General features: G+C 72.2%; 14 protein-coding genes and 1 pseudogene. 4 read left to right on the top strand and 11 right to left on the bottom strand.

Going from position 1 to position 18,112, the window contains the following annotated elements; genetic code table 11:
* Nucleotides 1-142 precede the first annotated feature (142 nt).
* Together JK364_RS25650 and JK364_RS25645 are read left to right on the top strand one after the other, a co-directional pair.
* The gene (locus tag JK364_RS25650; protein ID WP_201853609.1) at nt 143-1,924 is read left to right on the top strand and encodes a glycoside hydrolase family 15 protein; all 1,782 of its coding nucleotides are present in this window, start codon (nt 143-145) and stop codon (nt 1,922-1,924) included.
* 4 nt (nt 1,925-1,928) lie between these two features.
* Nucleotides 1,929-2,684: an SDR family oxidoreductase gene (locus JK364_RS25645; protein WP_201853608.1), complete on the top strand. Its 756-nt coding sequence runs from the start codon at nt 1,929-1,931 to the stop codon at nt 2,682-2,684.
* Nucleotides 2,685-2,797: 113 nt separating this feature from the next.
* Here the strand turns inward: JK364_RS25645 and amaP are convergent, their stop codons facing one another.
* From amaP to JK364_RS25620, 5 genes and pseudogenes are all read right to left on the bottom strand, one after another.
* Nucleotides 2,798-3,352: an alkaline shock response membrane anchor protein AmaP gene (gene amaP, locus JK364_RS25640; RefSeq protein ID WP_201853606.1), complete on the bottom strand. Its 555-nt coding sequence runs from the start codon at nt 3,350-3,352 to the stop codon at nt 2,798-2,800.
* 7 nt (nt 3,353-3,359) lie between these two features.
* Nucleotides 3,360-4,052, bottom strand: a complete 693-nt coding sequence (locus JK364_RS25635; protein WP_201853605.1) for a DUF6286 domain-containing protein — start codon at nt 4,050-4,052, stop codon at nt 3,360-3,362.
* Nucleotides 4,049-4,483: an Asp23/Gls24 family envelope stress response protein gene (locus tag JK364_RS25630; RefSeq protein WP_372461985.1), complete on the bottom strand. Its 435-nt coding sequence runs from the start codon at nt 4,481-4,483 to the stop codon at nt 4,049-4,051. The genes JK364_RS25635 and JK364_RS25630 overlap by 4 nt, the downstream gene beginning before the upstream one ends.
* Before the next feature lie 27 nt (nt 4,484-4,510).
* Nucleotides 4,511-4,702, bottom strand: a complete 192-nt coding sequence (locus tag JK364_RS25625; RefSeq protein ID WP_020872298.1) for a hypothetical protein — start codon at nt 4,700-4,702, stop codon at nt 4,511-4,513.
* 41 nt (nt 4,703-4,743) lie between these two features.
* Nucleotides 4,744-5,269: pseudogene (locus JK364_RS25620) on the bottom strand (Asp23/Gls24 family envelope stress response protein).
* A 171-nt stretch (nt 5,270-5,440) separates the two neighbouring features.
* On the opposite strand from JK364_RS25620, the gene JK364_RS25615 reads away from it, so the two are divergent.
* Nucleotides 5,441-6,151, top strand: coding sequence for a hypothetical protein (locus JK364_RS25615; RefSeq protein ID WP_201853604.1), 711 nt, complete (start codon nt 5,441-5,443; stop codon nt 6,149-6,151).
* 57 nt (nt 6,152-6,208) lie between these two features.
* On the opposite strand, the gene JK364_RS25610 is transcribed toward JK364_RS25615, so the two are convergent.
* A complete protein-coding gene (locus JK364_RS25610; protein ID WP_201853603.1) occupies nt 6,209-6,700 on the bottom strand; it encodes a response regulator in 492 nt (163 codons plus the stop codon).
* On the bottom strand, nt 6,697-11,097 hold the full coding sequence (locus tag JK364_RS25605) for a HAMP domain-containing protein (protein WP_201853602.1): 4,401 nt from the start codon (nt 11,095-11,097) through the stop codon (nt 6,697-6,699). The genes JK364_RS25610 and JK364_RS25605 overlap by 4 nt, the downstream gene beginning before the upstream one ends.
* Nucleotides 11,098-11,190: 93 nt before the next feature.
* Here JK364_RS25605 and JK364_RS25600 point away from each other — a divergent pair, with 93 nt between their 5' ends.
* Nucleotides 11,191-13,092 carry an ATP-binding SpoIIE family protein phosphatase gene (locus JK364_RS25600; protein WP_201853601.1) on the top strand — a complete coding sequence of 634 codons (1,902 nt, stop codon included), beginning with the start codon at nt 11,191-11,193 and terminating at the stop codon, nt 13,090-13,092.
* A gap of 136 nt (nt 13,093-13,228) precedes the next feature.
* Here the strand turns inward: JK364_RS25600 and JK364_RS25595 are convergent, their stop codons facing one another.
* The 4 genes from JK364_RS25595 to JK364_RS25580 form a co-directional block, all read right to left on the bottom strand.
* Nucleotides 13,229-14,008 carry an enoyl-CoA hydratase/isomerase family protein gene (locus JK364_RS25595; RefSeq protein ID WP_201853599.1) on the bottom strand — a complete coding sequence of 260 codons (780 nt, stop codon included), beginning with the start codon at nt 14,006-14,008 and terminating at the stop codon, nt 13,229-13,231.
* 122 nt (nt 14,009-14,130) lie between these two features.
* Nucleotides 14,131-14,352 carry a helix-turn-helix domain-containing protein gene (locus tag JK364_RS25590; protein WP_020872291.1) on the bottom strand — a complete coding sequence of 74 codons (222 nt, stop codon included), beginning with the start codon at nt 14,350-14,352 and terminating at the stop codon, nt 14,131-14,133.
* Between the two features lie 423 nt (nt 14,353-14,775).
* Nucleotides 14,776-16,374: an ABC-F family ATP-binding cassette domain-containing protein gene (locus JK364_RS25585; protein ID WP_201853597.1), complete on the bottom strand. Its 1,599-nt coding sequence runs from the start codon at nt 16,372-16,374 to the stop codon at nt 14,776-14,778.
* A 147-nt stretch (nt 16,375-16,521) separates the two neighbouring features.
* The gene (locus tag JK364_RS25580; RefSeq protein WP_372461984.1) at nt 16,522-18,018 is read right to left on the bottom strand and encodes a hypothetical protein; all 1,497 of its coding nucleotides are present in this window, start codon (nt 18,016-18,018) and stop codon (nt 16,522-16,524) included.
* Nucleotides 18,019-18,112 lie beyond the last annotated feature (94 nt).

The following is an 18,112-nucleotide window of genomic DNA, read 5'->3' as shown; positions in this document are numbered from 1 at the left end:
ACCTGCCGTCGATCGTCCGCGGCAGCGTCGTGGACGATATGCGGCTCCGCCGCGTGGCCCGCCGGACACCCCGTAGGCCCTCGCCCAGCGGATCTCGGCCGGGCAGGGTCTAGGAACCGCTTCCCCGGGAAGGCGCCCGGACATGGCCCAGCACATCGACGACTACGCCCTCATCGGTGACCACCAGACGGCGGCACTGATCAGCCGCCATGGCTCGATCGACTGGCTGTGCCTGCCCCGCTTCGACTCCCCCGCCTGCTTCGCCGCGCTCCTCGGCGACCGCGACAACGGCCACTGGCGGCTCGCCCCCAAGGGCGCGGGCGCCTGCACCCGCCGCGGCTACCTCGACGACTCCCTCGTCCTGGAGTCGGTCTGGGAGACGGAGACGGGCACGGTCAAGGTCATCGACTTCATGCCGCAGCGCGACCGCGCCCCCGACGTCGTGCGCATCGTCGAGGGCGTCTCCGGCAGCGTCGAGATGCTCGGCGTCCTGCGGCTCCGCTTCGACTACGGGCGGGTCGTCCCCTGGATGCGCCGCACCGACGGCCACCGGATCGCGATCGCCGGGCCGGACTCCGTATGGCTGCGCTCGGAGCCCGAGGTCCGCACCTACGGCGAGGACTTCAGCACCCGCTCCGAGTTCACCGTCTCGGCCGGGGACCGGGTGGCCTTCGTACTCACCTGGCACCCCTCCCACGAGCCCCGCCCCCGGCTCATCGACCCGTACCACTCCCTCCGGACCAGCCTGGAGGACTGGCGCGGCTGGGCCGCCCGCTGCCGCTACGAGGGCCCGTACCGGGACGCCGTCATGCGCTCCCTGATCACCCTCAAGGCGCTCACCTACGCCCCGAGCGGCGGCATCGTCGCGGCCCCCACCACCTCGCTGCCCGAGCGGCCGGGCGGGGTCCGCAACTGGGACTACCGCTACTGCTGGCTGCGCGACTCCACGCTCACCCTGAACGCCCTGCTCCGCGCCGGCTACCACGAGGAGGCCGTCGCCTGGCGCGACTGGCTGCTGCGGGCGATCGCCGGCGACCCGGCCGAGCTGCAGATCATGTACGGCCTGGCGGGCGAGCGCCGGGTCCATGAACAGGAGCTGACCTGGCTGGAGGGGTACGAGCGCTCGACCCCGGTCCGGGTCGGCAACGACGCGGTCGACCAGCGCCAGCTCGACATCTACGGCGAGGTGCTCGACACCCTCCACCTCGCCCGCGCCTCCGGGCTGCCCGCCGAACCGCACGCCTGGAAGATCCAGACCGCGCTGATGGACTTCCTGGAGTCCGCCTGGCGCGACCCCGACGAGGGGCTGTGGGAGGTCCGCGGGCCCCGCCGCCACTTCGTCCACTCCAAGGTCATGGCCTGGGTGGCCGCGGACCGCGCCGTCCGCGCGATGGAGGCCGACCCCCGGCTGGGCGGGGACGCGAACCGGTGGCGCGCGATGCGCGACGCCGTCCACCGCGAGGTCTGCGAGAAGGGCTACGACCCCGAGCGGTCCACCTTCACCCAGTCCTACGGCTCGGCCGAACTCGACGCCGCGACCCTGCTCATCCCGCGCCTGGGCTTCCTCCCCGCCACCGACCCCCGCGTCCTCGGCACCATCGACGCGGTCCGCCGCGAGCTCAGCGAGGACGGCCTGATCCGCCGCTACACCACCGACGGCGGCGTGGACGGCCTCCCCGGCTCCGAGGGCGCCTTCCTCGCCTGCTCCTTCTGGCTCGCCGACGCCCTCCAGCTGGCCGGCCGCCACAAGGACGCCCTGGCCCTCTTCGAACGCCTCCTCGCGCTCCGCAACGACGTCGGGCTGCTCGCCGAGGAGTACGACCCGGCGACCGGCCGGCAGCTCGGCAACTTCCCGCAGGCGTTCAGCCACATCGGACTGGTGGGGACCGCCCTCACCCTCGCGGAACGGCCCAGGGCAGACTGACCCCATGGATCTTGGACTCAAAGACCGGGTGTACATCGTCACCGGAGCCACCCGCGGGCTGGGGCTCGCGGCCGCCCGTGAGCTGATCGCCGACGGTGCGAAGACCGTCATCACCGGCCGTGACGCCGATACGGCGGCCGCCGTCGCCGCCGACCTCGGGCCGAACGCGGCCGGGGTCGCCGCCGACAACGCCGACCCCGAGGTGGCGGCCCGCCTCATCGCCACCGCCCGGGAGCGCTTCGGCGGCTTCGACGGCGTCCTCATCAGCGTCGGCGGCCCCCCGGCCGGGCTGACCGCCGACATCACCGACGCCCAGTGGCAGACCGCCTTCGACTCCGTCTTCCTCGGCGCCGTCCGCCTCGCCCGCGCCGCCGCGGAACAGCTCCCCTCCGGGGGCGTGATCGGCTTCGTCCTCTCCGGCTCCGTCCGCGAGCCCATCCCCGGCCTCACCGTCTCCAACGGCCTGCGCCCCGGCCTCGCGGGCTTCGCCAAGTCCCTCTCCCTCGAGGTCGGCCCCCGCGGCATCCGCGTCGTGGGCCTCCTCCCGGCCCGCATCGACACCGACCGGGTGCGCGAGCTCGACGCCCTCTCCGGCGACGCGGAGGCCTCGCGGGAGCGGAACGCGGCGGCGATTCCGCTGCGCCGGTACGGGACGCCCGAGGAATTCGGCAAGGCCGCGGCGTTCCTGCTCTCGCCCGCGGCGTCGTATCTGACCGGGCTGATGCTTCCGGTGGACGGCGGGGCCCTCCACAACATCTGAGGGGGCGTGGGGGTGGGTCCACGGACCTGGGCATGACACGGCACGGGCACGACACTGCACAGCACGGCCGGACGCCAAGCGCGGCCCGTGTTCGCCTCCGGCGGCCACAGCCGTCAGCGTGCTCGTTCCGCCCCGTGCCGGGCCACCCTCAGCCGCACCTCCGCCGGGAGGGCTTCCAGGCCCGCCGAAGTGCGGGCGCGTTCCAGGGCCTCCGCTCGCACCGCGTCCAGAGTCGACAGCGGGTCCGCCCGCGCGTCCAGCGCCAAGCCCATCCGGGCCTCCGGTGTCGTCCGGCGGCCCCGTAGCAGGACGTGGGCGCGCTCCACGCCGTCCAGCGACTCCGCGTCCGACAGGAGGGCGGCCTCCAGGGCGCGGCCGCGTAGCAGGGCGCCCTCGCCGTCGCCCGTCTCCACGAGCACTTCCTGGAGCCGACGCCGTCGCAGTTGGACCAGGAACCAGCACAGGGAGAGCACGAACAGCACCGCCAGCGCCCCGATGACGGCCGGCCACCACCATCCGGTGTCCCGCCACCGCATGCGGTCCGCCCGGCTGAGCAGCACATCGGCGCGGCCGTCGAACGGCGGCCCCCCGGTCAGGACCACCGCGCCCGCGGCGGCCAGCACCAGACCCACGAGCCCGAGCAGCACCCGGTTGACGACACTCAGCATGGCGCGCTCACCCCTTCGACTTCGCGGAGCGCCGTACGTGGACGGAGAGGGCGGGTGGCCGGGCCAGGCCGAGTTGGCGGATGCCCTCGTGGAGGGCGGCGTCGAGATCCGCGCGTACCTCGTCGAGGTCGCGGAAGTGGGCCAGCGCGCGGGCCCTGATCCGCCGTCGGCCGACGTCCACGCGGGCCGACCGGACACCGGGCACCTCCATCGCCCGGTCCCGCAGCACCAGCCCCGCCGACGTTCGGTCGATTCCCGCTCGAACGGGGGCCTCAGCTTCCGCCCCCGGACCCGACCCCGGCCCCGACTCCGGCGCTCGCATCGGCAGCAGCCCTCGCAGCCCCGGCGCCATCGCGAGGATCACCATCCACACCCCCAGCGCGGCCAGCAGCGCCGCACCGCCCATGATCCACGCGTTGTCCAGCGGGCGCGAGGCGAGTTCATCGGCGAGCCAGTCCCGCCACCCCATGGCGCGCCGGCCCGAGCGCACGGCCGCCACGTCGTACAGCAGCAGCCCGCTGACGGCGGCGATGGCCAGGGCGACGATGCCGGCCGGCACCCGCCGCTCGGACCAGAAGCGCCGGACGCGCCCGGCCGGATCCCCGTCCCCGGTGCCGGAGCCGATACCCGTCCCCGTCCCCGCCCTCGCGCCGTACGCCGACGCCGAGGTGGACTGACGCATCTTCTGGTCCGCGTTCATCGCACCCTGTCCCTCCCCCGACGCGCCCTGCGCTCCGGGCGCTCCCACTGCGGCACATGCAGCCGTTCGACCGTCACCGCGACCTCGGGCACCTCCATGCCCGTCATCTCGCTTACCCGTTCGATCACCTGGCGACGCACCGCACCGCAGTGCGCGCCGATGTCCGAGGGATAGCCGAGCTCGACGGCGACCCGGACGCGCGCGACGCCCCCGCGCACCGCGGCGACCGCGTACGGCCGCGCGCCGACGGCATCGGCGAGGGCGACCTCATCGGCACCCGCACCGGTATCCGTATCCGTATCCGCACCGCCATCCGCACCGGCATCCGCGGCGCCACCGCCCCGCAACGCCTCCCGTGCCGCCTGCGAGGCGATCTTCGCTACGACCCGGTCCGCGATCCGCGTCGCACCCCGCTCACCCGGCTCCACCACGGCACGTCCTTACGGTCGTCATGGCGTTCACCGTGGCCGTCCGTCACGGCCACGGGAACGGAAGAAGTCGCCCGGTTCCAGATCACCGTCCAGGAACCGGCCGACGATGAACCCGACGGCTCCCAACGCCGCCACCAGCAGAAAGGCCCCGAAACCACCGAAGTAACCTGCGAAAGCCAGCGCCATTCCCGCGATCATCCCGACCACGGCCATGCTCATCGTGTGCTCCTTCGCTGGAGCCGACCGGAACCGCTGCCGGCCTACTGGAGCCGCGGCTCCGGCGATTCCTCTTCCTCGTCCGGCAACTTCACATCGCTGACCGCGATATTGACCTCGACGACCTCGAGGCCGGTCATCCGCTCGACCGCCGCGATCACGTTCTCCCGTACGGCCCGTGCGACATCGGCGATGGAGACGCCGTAGTCCACCACGATCTCCAGGTCGAGGGCCGTCTGTACCTCCCCCACCTCCGCCTTCACCCCGCGGGTGACCGACCGGCCGCCGGGCACCCGGTCCCGTACGACTCCGAAGGTACGCGCGAGACCTCCGCCCATCGCATGGACGCCGACCACATCGCGGGCCGCCATTCCCGCGATCTTCTCGACGACGCCGTCGGCGATGGTGGTGCGCCCCCCGCACGGCCGGGTCGCCTCCGCCCCGCCTGGTCCGATCGGTGGCGGCGGCTGCCGCGGCGATGCCGGGCCCGTTGCCCAGTGTCTTGGGCGTACCGGCGGCGGGTTCCGTGGCGGGGTTCTCGGGTCGGTTCCGTGGTGCGGTCTCGGACATCACCGATCGTCCCTTCCGAGGCGAAGAGCGGTGGAAGCGATTTCCGCTCGCTCTAATTGCCACCTTAAAGGCGCCTTCCCCGAACCGCTTCGGAGATGCGGCACTCGCGCGATCAATACGGCAGGCTGAGAGCGGTAGGGCTCACGTCCGTACGGCGTAAGGGGTGGCACGGTGGTCACGGACCGGCTCGCGCAGACCGTAAGGGAGCAATTGCGGATCGGTCGGCTGCTGCCCCTTGGCGAGCGGGAGGACGGCTCCTGGATCACCGAACGCGCGGCGAGCGACGTGCTCGGGCGGGCCGCCGCCGAGGTCCCCGGCGCACACCTGGGAGCGCTGCGGATCGGGCCCGTCGACCCCGGCGCCGCCGGGACGCCCGCGGTTCCGCCTCCGCCGAGCGCACTGCCGCCGGGGCCTCTGCGCATCGCGGCGGAGTGCGGGGCGACGCTGGAGGAGCCGATTCCGGTGACGGCGGACCGGCTGCGCGGCGTACTGCTCGACGCGGCGACGGACCGGCTCGGCCTGCTGGTGGAGGCGGTGGACATACGGGTGACGGAGGTGCTGGACGAGCTCCCGGCCCCGCCCCCGGAGACCCCGCGGCCCCACCGGACCAAGAGCCCGGACCACGGCCCCGACCCCGCCACCGGGGCCGTCGCCCACGCCGCCGCCTCCGTGCCCGGCGTCGCCCGGCTCGCGCCGGTGCTGGGCTCGCCCCGGGCCGTGCGGATCGAGGGGGCGCACATCCTGATCGAGCTGGCCGTGGCGGCGGATCACCGGGCCGTGGAAGTGGCGAGGGCGGTACGAGCGGCGGTGGCGGATACCGCCCCGGCGCCGGGAGACCAGCCGCCCACGGTGGCCGTCCTCGTCACGGCCGTGGAGCCCTGACCGGTCCCCGGCCCCGTCACAGCCGTGGAGTCCTGACCGGTCCCCGGCCCCGGCCGGTCACTCCTCGACGTACTTCCGCAGCCCCTCGACCGTGCGCTCCAGCTCCTCGACCCGGTCGGACAGCTGCTCCGTCCGCGCCTCGAGCCGGCGGTTCTTGTGGTGCATCTCCAGGAACACATTGACCTTCGTCCGCAGCAGCCAGGGATCGAAGGGCTTGGTGAGGAAGTCGGCGGCGCCGATCGCATAGCCCCGGTAGGCGTAGTCGGAGTCGGCGTCGGTCCCGGTCAGCAGGATGATCGGGACGTCCTTGGTCTGGTCGAGCCGCTTGATGTTGGCGGCGGTCTCGAAGCCGTCCATGCCCGGCATCAGTACGTCGAGCAGAACGACGGCGAAGTCCTGCCGCAGCATCGCCTTCAGCGCCTCCTCGCCGGAGCGGGCGCGGACGAGCTGCTGATCGAGCGGGCCGAGGACGGCCTCCAGCGCGATCAGGTTCTCCTCCATGTCGTCGACGATGAGGATTCCGGCCTTCTCGGACACGCTCGTAGTCATCTCTCCCCCTGCCTCGGCCTCGGCGGACCGGTCTCAGCAGGCGCGGCGCCCTCTCCGGACACGCCTTCTCCGGACACGACGGTGTCACCGTCGGACCCGTCGGACCCGTCGGACCCGTCGGACCCGTCGGACGTGGTGTCATCGCTCCCGGACTCGCCCGACTCCCCCACCTCACCGTTCGGGTCGAGCAGGTCGAGGATCGCCGACATCAGCCGGTCGACGTCCACGGGCTTGGGGACATAGCCATTCGCGCCGCTGTCGATGGCCTTCTCCCGGTCGCCGGGCATGACCTTCGCGGTCAGGGCCAGAATCGGCACATCGGCGAGACGTGGCGTGCTCCGGATGGCCCGGATCGTCTCGTACCCGTCCATCTCCGGCATCATCACGTCCATCAGGACCAGCGAGACGTCCGGGTTGCGGTGCAGCACCTCCAGCCCCTCCCGGCCGTTCTCCGCGTACTTCACCGTCATGCCGACCCGGCCCAGCACATGCGTGAGCGCGAAGACGTTCCGGATGTCGTCGTCGACGATCAGGATGCGGCGACCGTTCAGCACCTGACCGGGGCGTCCGCGCTGCCACTCCTTGAGCCGGGTGGTCCCCGGCCAGCCGTCGTCGTGGTCCTCGCCCTCGGTCTCCCGCTCGCTCCCGGTCCCGGCCTCCGCCCCGCCGCCCGGGGCCCGAATGGCGAGCCGGCTGGCGACCAGGCTGTCCGCCTCGCCGAAGACCCCGCTCGGGGCGTGGTCGGCGGTGTCCGGCAGCGTCTCGTCCGGGGCGGGGGCGACCGCCGGGACGGTGGAGCCGGTGGCCCTGGGGTCCGAGGGGTCGGGCGCCGGGGCGACGCCGCTGTAGTGCGCGGGGACGTAGAGGGTGAAGCGGGAGCCGACGCCCAGTTCGCTCTTGGCCACGATCCGGCCGCCGAGCATTCCGGCGATCTCCCGGCTGATGGACAGGCCGAGGCCGGTCCCGCCGTACTTCCGGCTGGTGGTGCCGTCGGACTGCTGGAACGCCTCGAAGATCACCGGCAGCTTCTCCGGCGGGATGCCGATTCCGGTGTCGGTGACGGAGAACGCGATGACGGCGTCCGCGGCCCGCAGCGTCTCCTCCTCGAACTGCGCCACCGGGGTGCGCTCGACGCGCAGCGTCACCCCGCCCGAGGAGGTGAACTTCAGGGCGTTGGAGAGCAGATTGCGCAGGATCTGCTGGAGCCGCTGCTCGTCGGAGAACATCTCGCGCGGTACGTCCTCGCCGACCGCGATCTCGAACGACAGGCCCCGGTCGACGGCGAGCGGCCGGAAGGTGGCGTTCACATAGTCGAGGATCTTGACCAGCGGCAGCTTCTTCGGACGCACGTCCATCCGGCCCGCCTCGATCTTCGACAGATCCAGGATGTCGTTGATCAGCTGGAGCAGATCGGAGCCGGAGCGGTGGATGGTGGCGGCGAACTGCACCTCCTGGGGGGACAGCCGGTCCTCGGGGTTGTCGGCGAGCAGCCGGGCCAGGATGAGCAGCGAGTTCAGCGGGGTGCGCAGCTCATGCGACATATTGGCCAGGAACTCGGACTTGTACTGGGAGGCGGTCGCCAGCAGCGCGGCCTTCTCCTCCAGCTCCGCGTTGGAGCGCTGGAGCTCGTTCGAGCGCTGGCGCAGCTCGGTGGTGAGCCGCTGGGACTCGGAGAGCAGCGACTCGGTGCGGGCGTTGGCGATGATGGTGTTGATCGAGACGCCGATGGTGTTGACGAACTGGTCGATGAAGGCCAGGTGGACGTCGCTGAACCGGCTGAACGAGGCCAGCTCGATCACTCCGAGCACCTGGTCCTCGTAGAGGATCGGCAGGATGACCACGCTGGCGGGGAGCGCGGAGCCCAGCCCGGAGTTGATGGCGATGTAGTCGGGCGGGACGTCGTTGATGAGGATCCGCTTCTTCCCCACCGCCACCTGGGCGACCAGCCCGCGGTCCGGGTCGCCGCGCCGCAGCGTCTGGCCGTCACCCCCGACCGCGCCCTGATCGGTGCCGTATCCGGCGATGAACTCGAGCCCCTCACCGGGCTTGGCGCCGGCCGCGGTGAGGAAGAACGCCCCGAACTGCGCGTTCACCAGCGGGGTCAGCTCGCTCAGGATCAGATCGGCCACCTCGACCAGATCGCGGTGGCCCTGCATCAGGGCGGCGATACGGGCCAGGTTGGACTCCAGCCAGTCCTTCGCGCGGGTGGTCTCGCGGAGGTTGGCGACCATCAGATTGACGTTGTGCTTCAGCTCGGCGACCTCGCCCTGCGCCTCGACCGAGACGGACCCGGACATATCGCCCTGGGCGACGGCGGACGCGACCTCGGCGATCGCGCGCACCTGGGTGGTCAGATTGAGGGCGAGCTCATTGACGCCGGTGGTCAGCCGCTTCCAGGTGCCGTAGACGCCCTCGACCCGGGCCTGGCCGCCCAGCCGGCCCTCGCTGCCGACCTCGCGGGCCACCCGCGTCACCTCGTCGGAGAACGAGGAGAGCGTGTCGACCATGGTGTTGATGGTGGTCTTCAGCTCGAGGATCTCGCCGCGCGCGTCGACGTCGATCTTCTTGCTCAGATCGCCCTCCGCCACGGCGGTCGCGACCTGGGCGATGTTGCGGACCTGGGACGTCAGGTTGGACGCCATGAAGTTCACGTTGTCCGTAAGGTCCTTCCAGACCCCGGACACGCCCGGCACTCCGGCCCGGCCGCCCAGCTGGCCCTCGGTGCCGACCTCGCGGGCCACCCGGGTGACCTCGTCGGCGAACGAGCGCAGCTGCTGGACCATGGTGTTCACGGTGTCCTTGAGCTCCAGGATCTCGCCCCGGGCATCGACCGTGATCTTCTTCGACAGATCGCCGTTGGCGACCGCCGTGGTCACCTGGGCGATGTTGCGGACCTGGGAGGTCAGGTTCAGGGCCATGAAGTTGACGTTCTCGGTGAGATCCCGCCAGACCCCGGAGACGCCGCGCACCTGGGCCTGACCGCCGAGATTGCCCTCGGTGCCCACCTCGCGGGCCACCCGCGTCACCTCGTCGGCGAAGGACGACAGCCGGTCCACCATGGTGTTGATCGTCGACTTCAGCTCCAGGATCTCGCCCTTGGCCTCCACCGTGATCGTCTTGCTCAGATCGCCCTCCGCCACGGCGGTCGCGACCTGCGCGATGTTGCGGACCTGCGAGGTGAGGTTGTCCGCCATGAAGTTGACGTTCTCCGTAAGGTCCTTCCAGACCCCGGACACGCCGCGGACCTGGGCCCGGCCGCCCAGCTCGCCCTCGGTGCCCACCTCGCGGGCCACCCGCGTCACCTCGTCGGCGAACGCGGAGAGCTGGTCGACCATGGTGTTGATGGTCGACTTGAGCTGGAGGATCTCGCCCTTCGCATCCACGGTGATCTTCTGTGAGAGATCACCGGTGGCGACGGCCGTGGTGACCTGGGCGATGTTGCGGACCTGGGAGGTCAGGTTGGACGCCATGAAGTTGACGCTGTCCGTAAGGTCCTTCCAGACCCCGGACACGCCGCGGACCTGGGCCCGGCCGCCCAGCTCGCCCTCGGTGCCCACCTCGCGGGCCACCCGCGTCACCTCGTCGGCGAACGCGCCCAGCTGGTCGACCATGGTGTTCACGGTCAGCTTGAGCTCCAGCAGCTCACCGGTGGCCTCGACCGTCACCTGGCGGGTGAGGTCACCGCGGGCGACCGCCGTGGTCACCTCGGCGATGTCACGGACCTGCGCGGTGAGCCGGGAGGCCATGGTGTTGACGGCCTCCGTCACCATGCGCCAGTCGCCGGAGAGCCCCTGCACCTTGGCGCGGCCGCCCAGCCGGCCCTCGGTGCCGACCTCGCGGGCGATACGGGTCAGCTCGCCGGTGAACAGCGACAGCTGGTCCACCGTGCGGTTCACCCCGCGTCCCAGCCGCCGCAGATCGCCGCGGAGCTGGCGGTTGCCGTCGTGCAGATCCACCCGCTGGGTCAGATCGCCGGACGCGATCGCGTCGAGCACCCGCGTGGCGTTGGACACCGGGCCGACCAGGGCGTCCACCAGCTGATTGGCCGCGTCCACATTGGTGGCCCAGGCCCCCTGGCCGGGGCTCGCGGTGATCCGCTCGTCCAGCCTGCCCTGGCGCACCACCTCGCGGCGCATCCGGTGCAACTCCCCGGACAGATGCGCGTTGCGCACCACGAGCTGGTTGAAGACCCCGGCCATCTCGCCGACCAGGCCCGCGGCCGAGGCGTCCGCACGAACGGTGAAGTCACCGTCACACAGGGCGTTCATCGCCGCCAACAGCGACCGCAACTCGGCCGCGGTCTCCTCACCGCGCGCCGGGCCGGACGGCCGAGCGGATTCCGGACATTCCTCGGGCGGGGCCGGGGATGTGTCGGTGGTGATCGGGTCGAGAGCCATGGCGTCGTCCCTTAAAGATCATTCATATCCCTCTGTCTGTCATAATATGGCACCTAGATGGCCTAAATCGCCTGTATTGCCCTGGAGCCGCACGTGGGAGCCTTGTTTCCTCTCGCGCGTGAGTCCGTCTCGCGGACGACGTTGCCCGGAAGCGTCCGCGCGCCCGGCGCGGCACGCGCCTTCGTCCGTACGGCGCTCACGGGACGGAGCGCGGCGGAGGCGTTCGCCCCGATCACCCTCGACGAGCGGTCGATCGACGACGCGGTGCTGCTGGTGAGCGAGCTGGTCACCAATGCCGTGCTGCACGCGGGCACCCGGGTCGAGGTGGTCTGCCGGCTCCAGCCCGGCGACGGCGCCGCCGGGGAGGACTACGGGCCGGAGAGCGGCCCCTACCGGCCCGAGGGGACAAGCGGCCCGGACGATGTGCCGAGGAACGCGCCGAGGCGGCCGGGGATCGTCGTCGAGGTGGCCGACCTCCACCCCGCCAGCACCGTCTACGGAGGGCCGGAGACCCAGCGCCGGGGCCGCGGCCGCGGCCTCCAGCTGATCGGGGCGCTCGCCGAATCCTGGGGCGTGTCCTATCACCGCACCCGTAAGGCGGTCTGGTTCCGGCTGGACGCCGAGCGGGCGGGGACCGAGTACGACGCCGTCCCCACCAGCGCGCTCGGGCGCGAGCTGCGGTTCGCCGAGACCCTGGCCCCCATCGCGCCGCGTGAGCAGCGCGATCCGACCGCGGACTGGGTGGACCGCGGCGGACCGTCCTTCCTCGCCGAGGCCAGCGAACTCCTCACCGGTCAGCTTGACGAGAACATGGTGGCCGCCCTCGCCGGGCAGCTCCTGGTGCCCCGGCTGGCCGATTGGTGCGCGGTCTGGCTGACCACCGAGAGCGGCGGGCTGCAGCTCGCCCGCGTCTGGCACAGCAATGAGCACCGCATCGGCGAACTCCGCGTCTCGCTGGAGCGGCATCCGCCGCCGACCGGACTCGGCTCGGCGGGCACCTCCTGGCCCTGGCCCGGGGTCGCGGACAGCCAGGGGGCGGGCGGATCGGCGGTGTGCTTCCCGCTGATCGCACACGGCCGCAGCCATGGCGTCCTGCTGCTCGGCCGGGCGGGCGTGCCACGCATGGCGGAGGGCGTGGTGCGGCTCTCGGAGGACGTGGCGCGGCGGGTGGCCCAGGCGGTGGCCACGGCCCGGCAGTACACCCGTCAGGCGACGATCAGCCGGGCGCTCCAGCGCCGCCAGCTGCCCATGTCGCTCGCCCATATCCCGGGGGTGGACACGGCGATCGTCTACGAGCCGCACGGCGAGGGGCAGACCGTCGGCGGCGACTTCTACGACCTGTTCCCCATGGGCGACCGCCGCTGGTGCTTCCTGCTGGGCGACGTCCAGGGCAGCGACCCGGAGGCGATGTCGGTCACCGGGCTGGCCCGCCATCTGGTCCGGCTGCTGGCCCGCGAGGGCCATGGGGTGGAGTCGGTGCTCAACCGGCTGAACCAGGCACTGGTGGAGGAGGACGCGGAGGCGGCGGAGATCGACGGCGAGCAGTCCCGGCCGCGCTTCCTGAGCCTGCTCTACGGGGAGCTGGAGCCGGACCCGGCCGGGGGCGGCGCCCGCTGCACCCTGGCGAGCGCCGGCCATCCGCTGCCGCTGCGGCTGACCACCCGGGGCGCGGTGGCGCCCGCCGCCTCCCCACAGATGCTGCTCGGCATCGACGAGAACCCGGACTTCCACGCCGACACGCTGGCCCTGGAGCCCGGCGAGACGCTGCTGTGCGTCACCGACGGGGTGACCGAGCGGCGCAACGGCCTCCGTCAGCTGGATGACGACGACGGTCTGTCGGACATCCTGCGGGACTGCGTGGGGCTGGGCGCCAAGGCGGTCGCGGAGCGGGTGCGGCGCGCCACGCATGACTTCAGCCCCGAGCCGATCGACGACGACCTGGCGGTGCTGGTGCTGGAGGCGGTGCCGGCGGTGGAGCCGCAGCGGATGGCGTGACGGGGACGCCCGCGCCCCGAAGGGGCGCGGGGGCTGTATCAAGATGCGGCTCCGCCGCGGGGCGCGATCAGCCACCACGGCGCCGCAGACGATCGACAGCAGATCAGGGCAGATCAGCAGAGCTTCCGCGGAGCGCTCAGTCCGTGACCCCCGCCAGGTCGCGCAGCCGGCGGGCCTGGGCGGCGCGCTCGGCGGCACGCTGCTCCTCGTACGTGCGGTCCACGGCGCCCCGCAGCAGCGCCTTGGTCTCGACCACGGCGTCGCGGGGCGCGGCGAGCAGGGCCGCCGCCAGGTCCTGGACCGCGCCGTCGAGTTCGGCGGCGGGCACCACGAGATTGGCGAGCCCGGTCCGCTCGGCCTCCTCGGCGTGGACGAAGCGCCCGGTCGCGCAGATCTCCAGCGCACGGGCGTATCCCACCAGGCCGACCAGCGGCTGGGTGCCGGTGAGGTCCGGCACCAGCCCGAGGCTGGTCTCGCGCATGGCGAACTGTGCGTCGTCCGCGCAGACCCGCAGGTCACAGGCGAGCGCAAGCTGGAAACCGGCCCCGATGGCATGGCCCTGGACGGCGGCGATCGACACGATGTCGTTCCGCCGCCACCAGGTGAACGCGTCCTGGTACCCGGCGATGGTGGCATCCAGCTCGCTGTCGGAACCGCGCGCCATGTCGAGGAACGACGGCTCGCCGTCGAACCCCTCGGGCGTGAACGCCTGTCGGTCCAGACCCGCCGAGAAGGACTTGCCCTCGGCGCGCAGCACCACGATGCGCACGGTGCCCGGCACCAGCTTTCCGGCCTCGGCCAGCGCCCGCCACAAGGCGGGCGACTGGGCGTTGCGCTTCCCCGGGTTGTTCAGGGTCACCGTGGCGACCGTGTCATCGACGGTGAGCTGAACGCCGTCCTTGTCGAGCAGGGTCACAGGGGCCTCCGGTCGGGTGCGGTCAGTACAAGTGACTGCACAGTAACCACCCGGCCGAACCGACGATCAGCCGGGTGGCACCCCTGTCCCTGCCTGCTGATGGTGATGGAGCTTGCGGGCGATCAGGCCGAGGCGGTCTTCTTGCCTCGCGTCGCACCGCCACGTCCCCGTAGGGAAACTCCGGATTCGCTGAGCATCCGGTGAACGAATCCGTAGGAACGGCCGGTCTCCTCGGCCAGCGCCCGGATGCTCGCCCCGGAGTCGTACTTCTTCTTCAGGTCTGCCGCGAGCTTCTCGCGCGCGGCGCCGGTCACCCGGCTGCCCTTCTTCAGAGTCTCGGCCACCCGTGCCTCCTCATGGGAAGTGCGCTCTGGACTCTCATGATCACCCCTACAGGGCTTCCTGGCCACCCATTCGGCAAGGTCTGTGGATGAAGGATTGCGGGAAATCGCGGCACGACGACCTTCGGAAGCAAGGATTCCGGCGCTGTTCAACCTGACACTCTTTCGTGTTCATCGACGAAGAGGCAGGTCAGGGCATACGTGAGCTACGTCGCAGAGATGCGGACCGGCGCACGGCACGGGGTGTGCGCCGGTGGCCCGCGACGCGCCGCGATACCAGCCGTTCTCACTCAGATGATGGATCACGCCTAGGCCGAATGATCTACGAGAAGGGGATCGGACCGGAGGAACCGGACTCTTGGGGCGGCGTCCGGAACGCCACCCCCGGCCCTCCGCCGGGCCCGCCCCGCCCGCCGTCTGGCCTCGTCAGGCGAGCGCGACGAGGTCCGCGTAGTCCTGGCCCCACAGATCCTCGACACCGTCCGGAAGCAGAATGATCCGCTCCGGCTGCAGCGCCTCGACGGCGCCCTCGTCGTGGGTCACCAGGACCACCGCACCCGCGAAGGTGCGCAGCGCGCCGAGGATCTCCCCACGGCTGGCCAGGTCGAGGTTGTTGGTGGGCTCGTCCAGCAGCAGCACATTGGCCGAGGAGACCACCAGGGTGGCCAGCGCCAGCCGGGTCTTCTCACCACCGGAGAGCACCCGGGCCGGCTTGTCCACGTCGTCGCCGGAGAACAGGAAGGACCCGAGCGTCTTACGGATGTCGACGAGGTCGAGATCCGGGGCGGCGGAGCGCATGTTCTCCAGGACGGTGCGCTCCGGGTCGAGCGTCTCGTGCTCCTGCGCGTAGTAACCCAGCTTCAGCCCGTGTCCGGGGGTCACCTGGCCGGTGTCCGGCGTCTCGACCCCGGCCAGCAGCCGCAGCAAGGTCGTCTTACCGGCGCCGTTCAGCCCGAGGATGACGACCCGGGACCCCTTGTCGACGGCCAGGTTGACATCGGTGAAGATCTCCAGGGAGCCGTACGACTTCGACAGCCCCTCCGCGGTCAGCGGGGTCTTGCCGCACGGGGCCGGGTCGGGGAAGCGCAGCTTGGCGACCTTGTCGGACTGCCGGACGCCCTCCAGACCGGACAGCAGCTTCTCGGCGCGGCGGGCCATGTTCTGCGCGGCCACGGTCTTGGTCGCCTTGGCGCGCATCTTGTCGGCCTGCGCGTTGAGCGCCGCGGCCTTCTTCTCGGCGTTGGCGCGCTCGCGCTTGCGGCGCTTCTCGTCGGCCTCGCGCTGGGCCTGGTAGAGCTTCCAGCCCATGTTGTAGATGTCGATCATCGAGCGGTTGGCGTCGAGGTAGAAGACCTTGTTGACCACCGTCTCGACGAGGTCGACATCGTGGGAGATGACGATGAAGCCGCCGCTGTAGGTCTTGAGGTAGTCCCGAAGCCAGGTGATCGAGTCGGCGTCGAGGTGGTTGGTGGGCTCGTCCAGCAGCAGGATGTCGGAGTCCGAGAAGAGGATCCGGGCCAGCTCGACCCGGCGCCGCTGACCGCCGGAGAGCGTATGGAGCGGCTGGCCGAGCACCCGGTCCGGCAGGCCGAGGCTGGCGGCGATGGTCGCGGCCTCCGCCTCGGCGGCGTATCCGCCCTTGGTGAGGAACTCGGTCTCCAGGCGCTCGTACTTCTTCATCGCGCGCTCGCGGGTGGCGCCCTTGCCGTTGGCCATCCGGTCCTCGTTCTCGCGCATCTTACGGAGCACGGAGTCGAGGTCGCGGGCCGAGAGGATGCGGTCACGGGCGAGGACGTCGAGGTCGCCGGTGCGCGGGTCCTGCGGGAGGTAGCCGACCTGGCCGGAGCGGGTGATGGTGCCGCCGGCCGGGATGCCCTCACCGGCCAGGCACTTGGTGAGCGTGGTCTTGCCCGCGCCGTTGCGGCCGACGAGACCGATGCGGTCGCCTCTGGCGATGCGGAAGGAAGCGGACTCGATGAGGACGCGGGCGCCGGCACGCAGCTCGACGCCGGAGGCGGTGATCACGGGAATTACTCCTGGGCAGGGTGGACGGCGGACGGGACGGACGAGGGCGGCCGACGCCGTCTAATGCACGAGGAGAATTGCCATGGAGCTAGTTTAGCGGGGCGGGCAAGTCGATTTTCCCCCGGCTTGCCCCCGGCCGCCGCTCGCTCAGGCCCCGCCCGTGTGCACCTGGAAGGCCGCCCGGCGCACCGCCTTGGCCAGGGCCGGATCGGGGTGGGCCGCGGCCAGCGCCACCAGGACCTGCACGGTGCGGGGGTGCCCCACGGCCCGTACCTCCGCCAGCAGCGCGGGCACGGTGCCCTGGACGGCGGACTCCAGGTGGCGGACGAGCAGCGGGCTCTCCCCGTGGTCGGAGATGGCCGCGGCGGTGTCCACCCACAGCCAGGTGGCCTCCTCGCGGGTGAGCGCGTCCAGCGCCTCGTCCGGGTCGGCTCCCTCGTGCTCGGCGAGCCACAGAAGCGCGTACGGCCGCAGGCACGATTCGTCGACGACGGCCCGCACATTGGGCTCGGCGGGCGCCCCGACGACGCGCAGCGCCTCGAAGGCGAGCCCGCGCAGCAGCGCGTCGTCGCCGCGCGCCGCGTCGATGAGCTCGACGACGGCGCTGCCGACGGGGCGGGCGGCCAGCCAGGCGCGGTACTCGGCGCGGGCGGGGCCCGGGGTCAGACCCGCACAGCCGCGCAGCATGTCGGCGGCGTGCTGCTCGATGTTCCCGGCCGGGCTCTGGGCGGCGACGCAGATCTGCTCCAGCTTGACCCACACCGCCCAGTTGCCGAGCGCGGTCAGCTCGGCCTCCCGGCGGTCGCCCTTGGCGTCGTCGGCCGCGCTCCCGGCGCCCTCCGGCCCCTCCGGCCCGTCCTGGGGCTCCTCCCGCACCGTGAGCGCCCCGACGGACGAGAGGGCGTCCAGGGCCCAGTCGAGCAGCCCCTCCAGCGTGGCGGCGTCCTTGGCGTCCTCGGCGTCCTCCGCGTCCTTGAGATCGTCGGCGCTCGTGGCGCGCCCGGCGCCCTCCGCGGGCTCCCGCAGCTCCGTGACCTCCTGGGGGACCTCGCACCGCTCGGTGCGCAGCTCGGCGACCCGCTTCCGGAGCATGTCCAGCAGGGTGGAGATCGGCACGGGACCGGCCGAGAGCTGCAGCAGGGAGAGCAGCTGCGGTACGGCCTCGACGACCTCCGCGACCGCCGTCGGCTCGGCCGTCTCGGGGGCGGGGCAGGCCAGGGACCACGCGTCCAGGAGCGCGACCCAGCCCCGCAGCACGGCGCTGTCGTCCCGGTCCCACGCCTGGAGCCGCCAGCCGGGGCGGGTGGTGCCCGCGTGGTGCTCGATGAGGCCGATGAGGCGGGCGCGGTCCCAGTCGGTCCGCACCTCCCGCTCGCTCACCCCGAGTGCCTCGGTGGCGCGGGCGGCGGCCTCGTCGGACAGCGCGCCGGGCGCGCCGTGCTCGGCCGCGGCCCAGTGGGCGATCGCCACGGCCCCGGTGAGCCCCGCCCGGGCCCGCCGGGCCAGCTCCGACGGTGGTGGAGTGCCCTCCGGCGGACGGGGCGCCGGTCTTGAGCCGCGGTTCACCGCGGGCCGGCGGGCCGTGGCCATCGGCCGGTTGCGGACAAGTCGGAGCCGGGAGTCGCGCGGAGTACGGGACGTCACGGAAGCAGTCTCGCCGTTGACGGCCCGAAAGCCCAATCGGCACCCGTCCGGCGGTCGCCGCGAAGGGTTCACGCCATCTTACGGACGCTTCCGC

Origin of the sequence: Streptomyces endocoffeicus (assembly GCF_016741935.1) — a bacterium.
Taxonomy (GTDB): domain Bacteria; phylum Actinomycetota; class Actinomycetes; order Streptomycetales; family Streptomycetaceae; genus Streptomyces; species Streptomyces endocoffeicus.
This window is presented reverse-complemented; position numbering and strand designations above follow the sequence as displayed.

Bases quoted from the DNA above. Each gene is read 5' to 3' on its own strand.
- JK364_RS25650 (WP_201853609.1), top strand. From the start codon at position 143: ATGGCCCAGCACATCGACGACTACGCCCTCATCGGTGACCACCAGACG.
- JK364_RS25645 (WP_201853608.1), top strand. From the start codon at position 1,929: ATGGATCTTGGACTCAAAGACCGGGTGTACATCGTCACCGGAGCCACC.
- amaP (WP_201853606.1), bottom strand. From the start codon at position 3,352: ATGCTGAGTGTCGTCAACCGGGTGCTGCTCGGGCTCGTGGGTCTGGTG.
- JK364_RS25635 (WP_201853605.1), bottom strand. From the start codon at position 4,052: ATGAACGCGGACCAGAAGATGCGTCAGTCCACCTCGGCGTCGGCGTAC.
- JK364_RS25625 (WP_020872298.1), bottom strand. From the start codon at position 4,702: ATGAGCATGGCCGTGGTCGGGATGATCGCGGGAATGGCGCTGGCTTTC.
- JK364_RS25610 (WP_201853603.1), bottom strand. From the start codon at position 6,700: ATGACTACGAGCGTGTCCGAGAAGGCCGGAATCCTCATCGTCGACGAC.
- JK364_RS25605 (WP_201853602.1), bottom strand. From the start codon at position 11,097: ATGGCTCTCGACCCGATCACCACCGACACATCCCCGGCCCCGCCCGAG.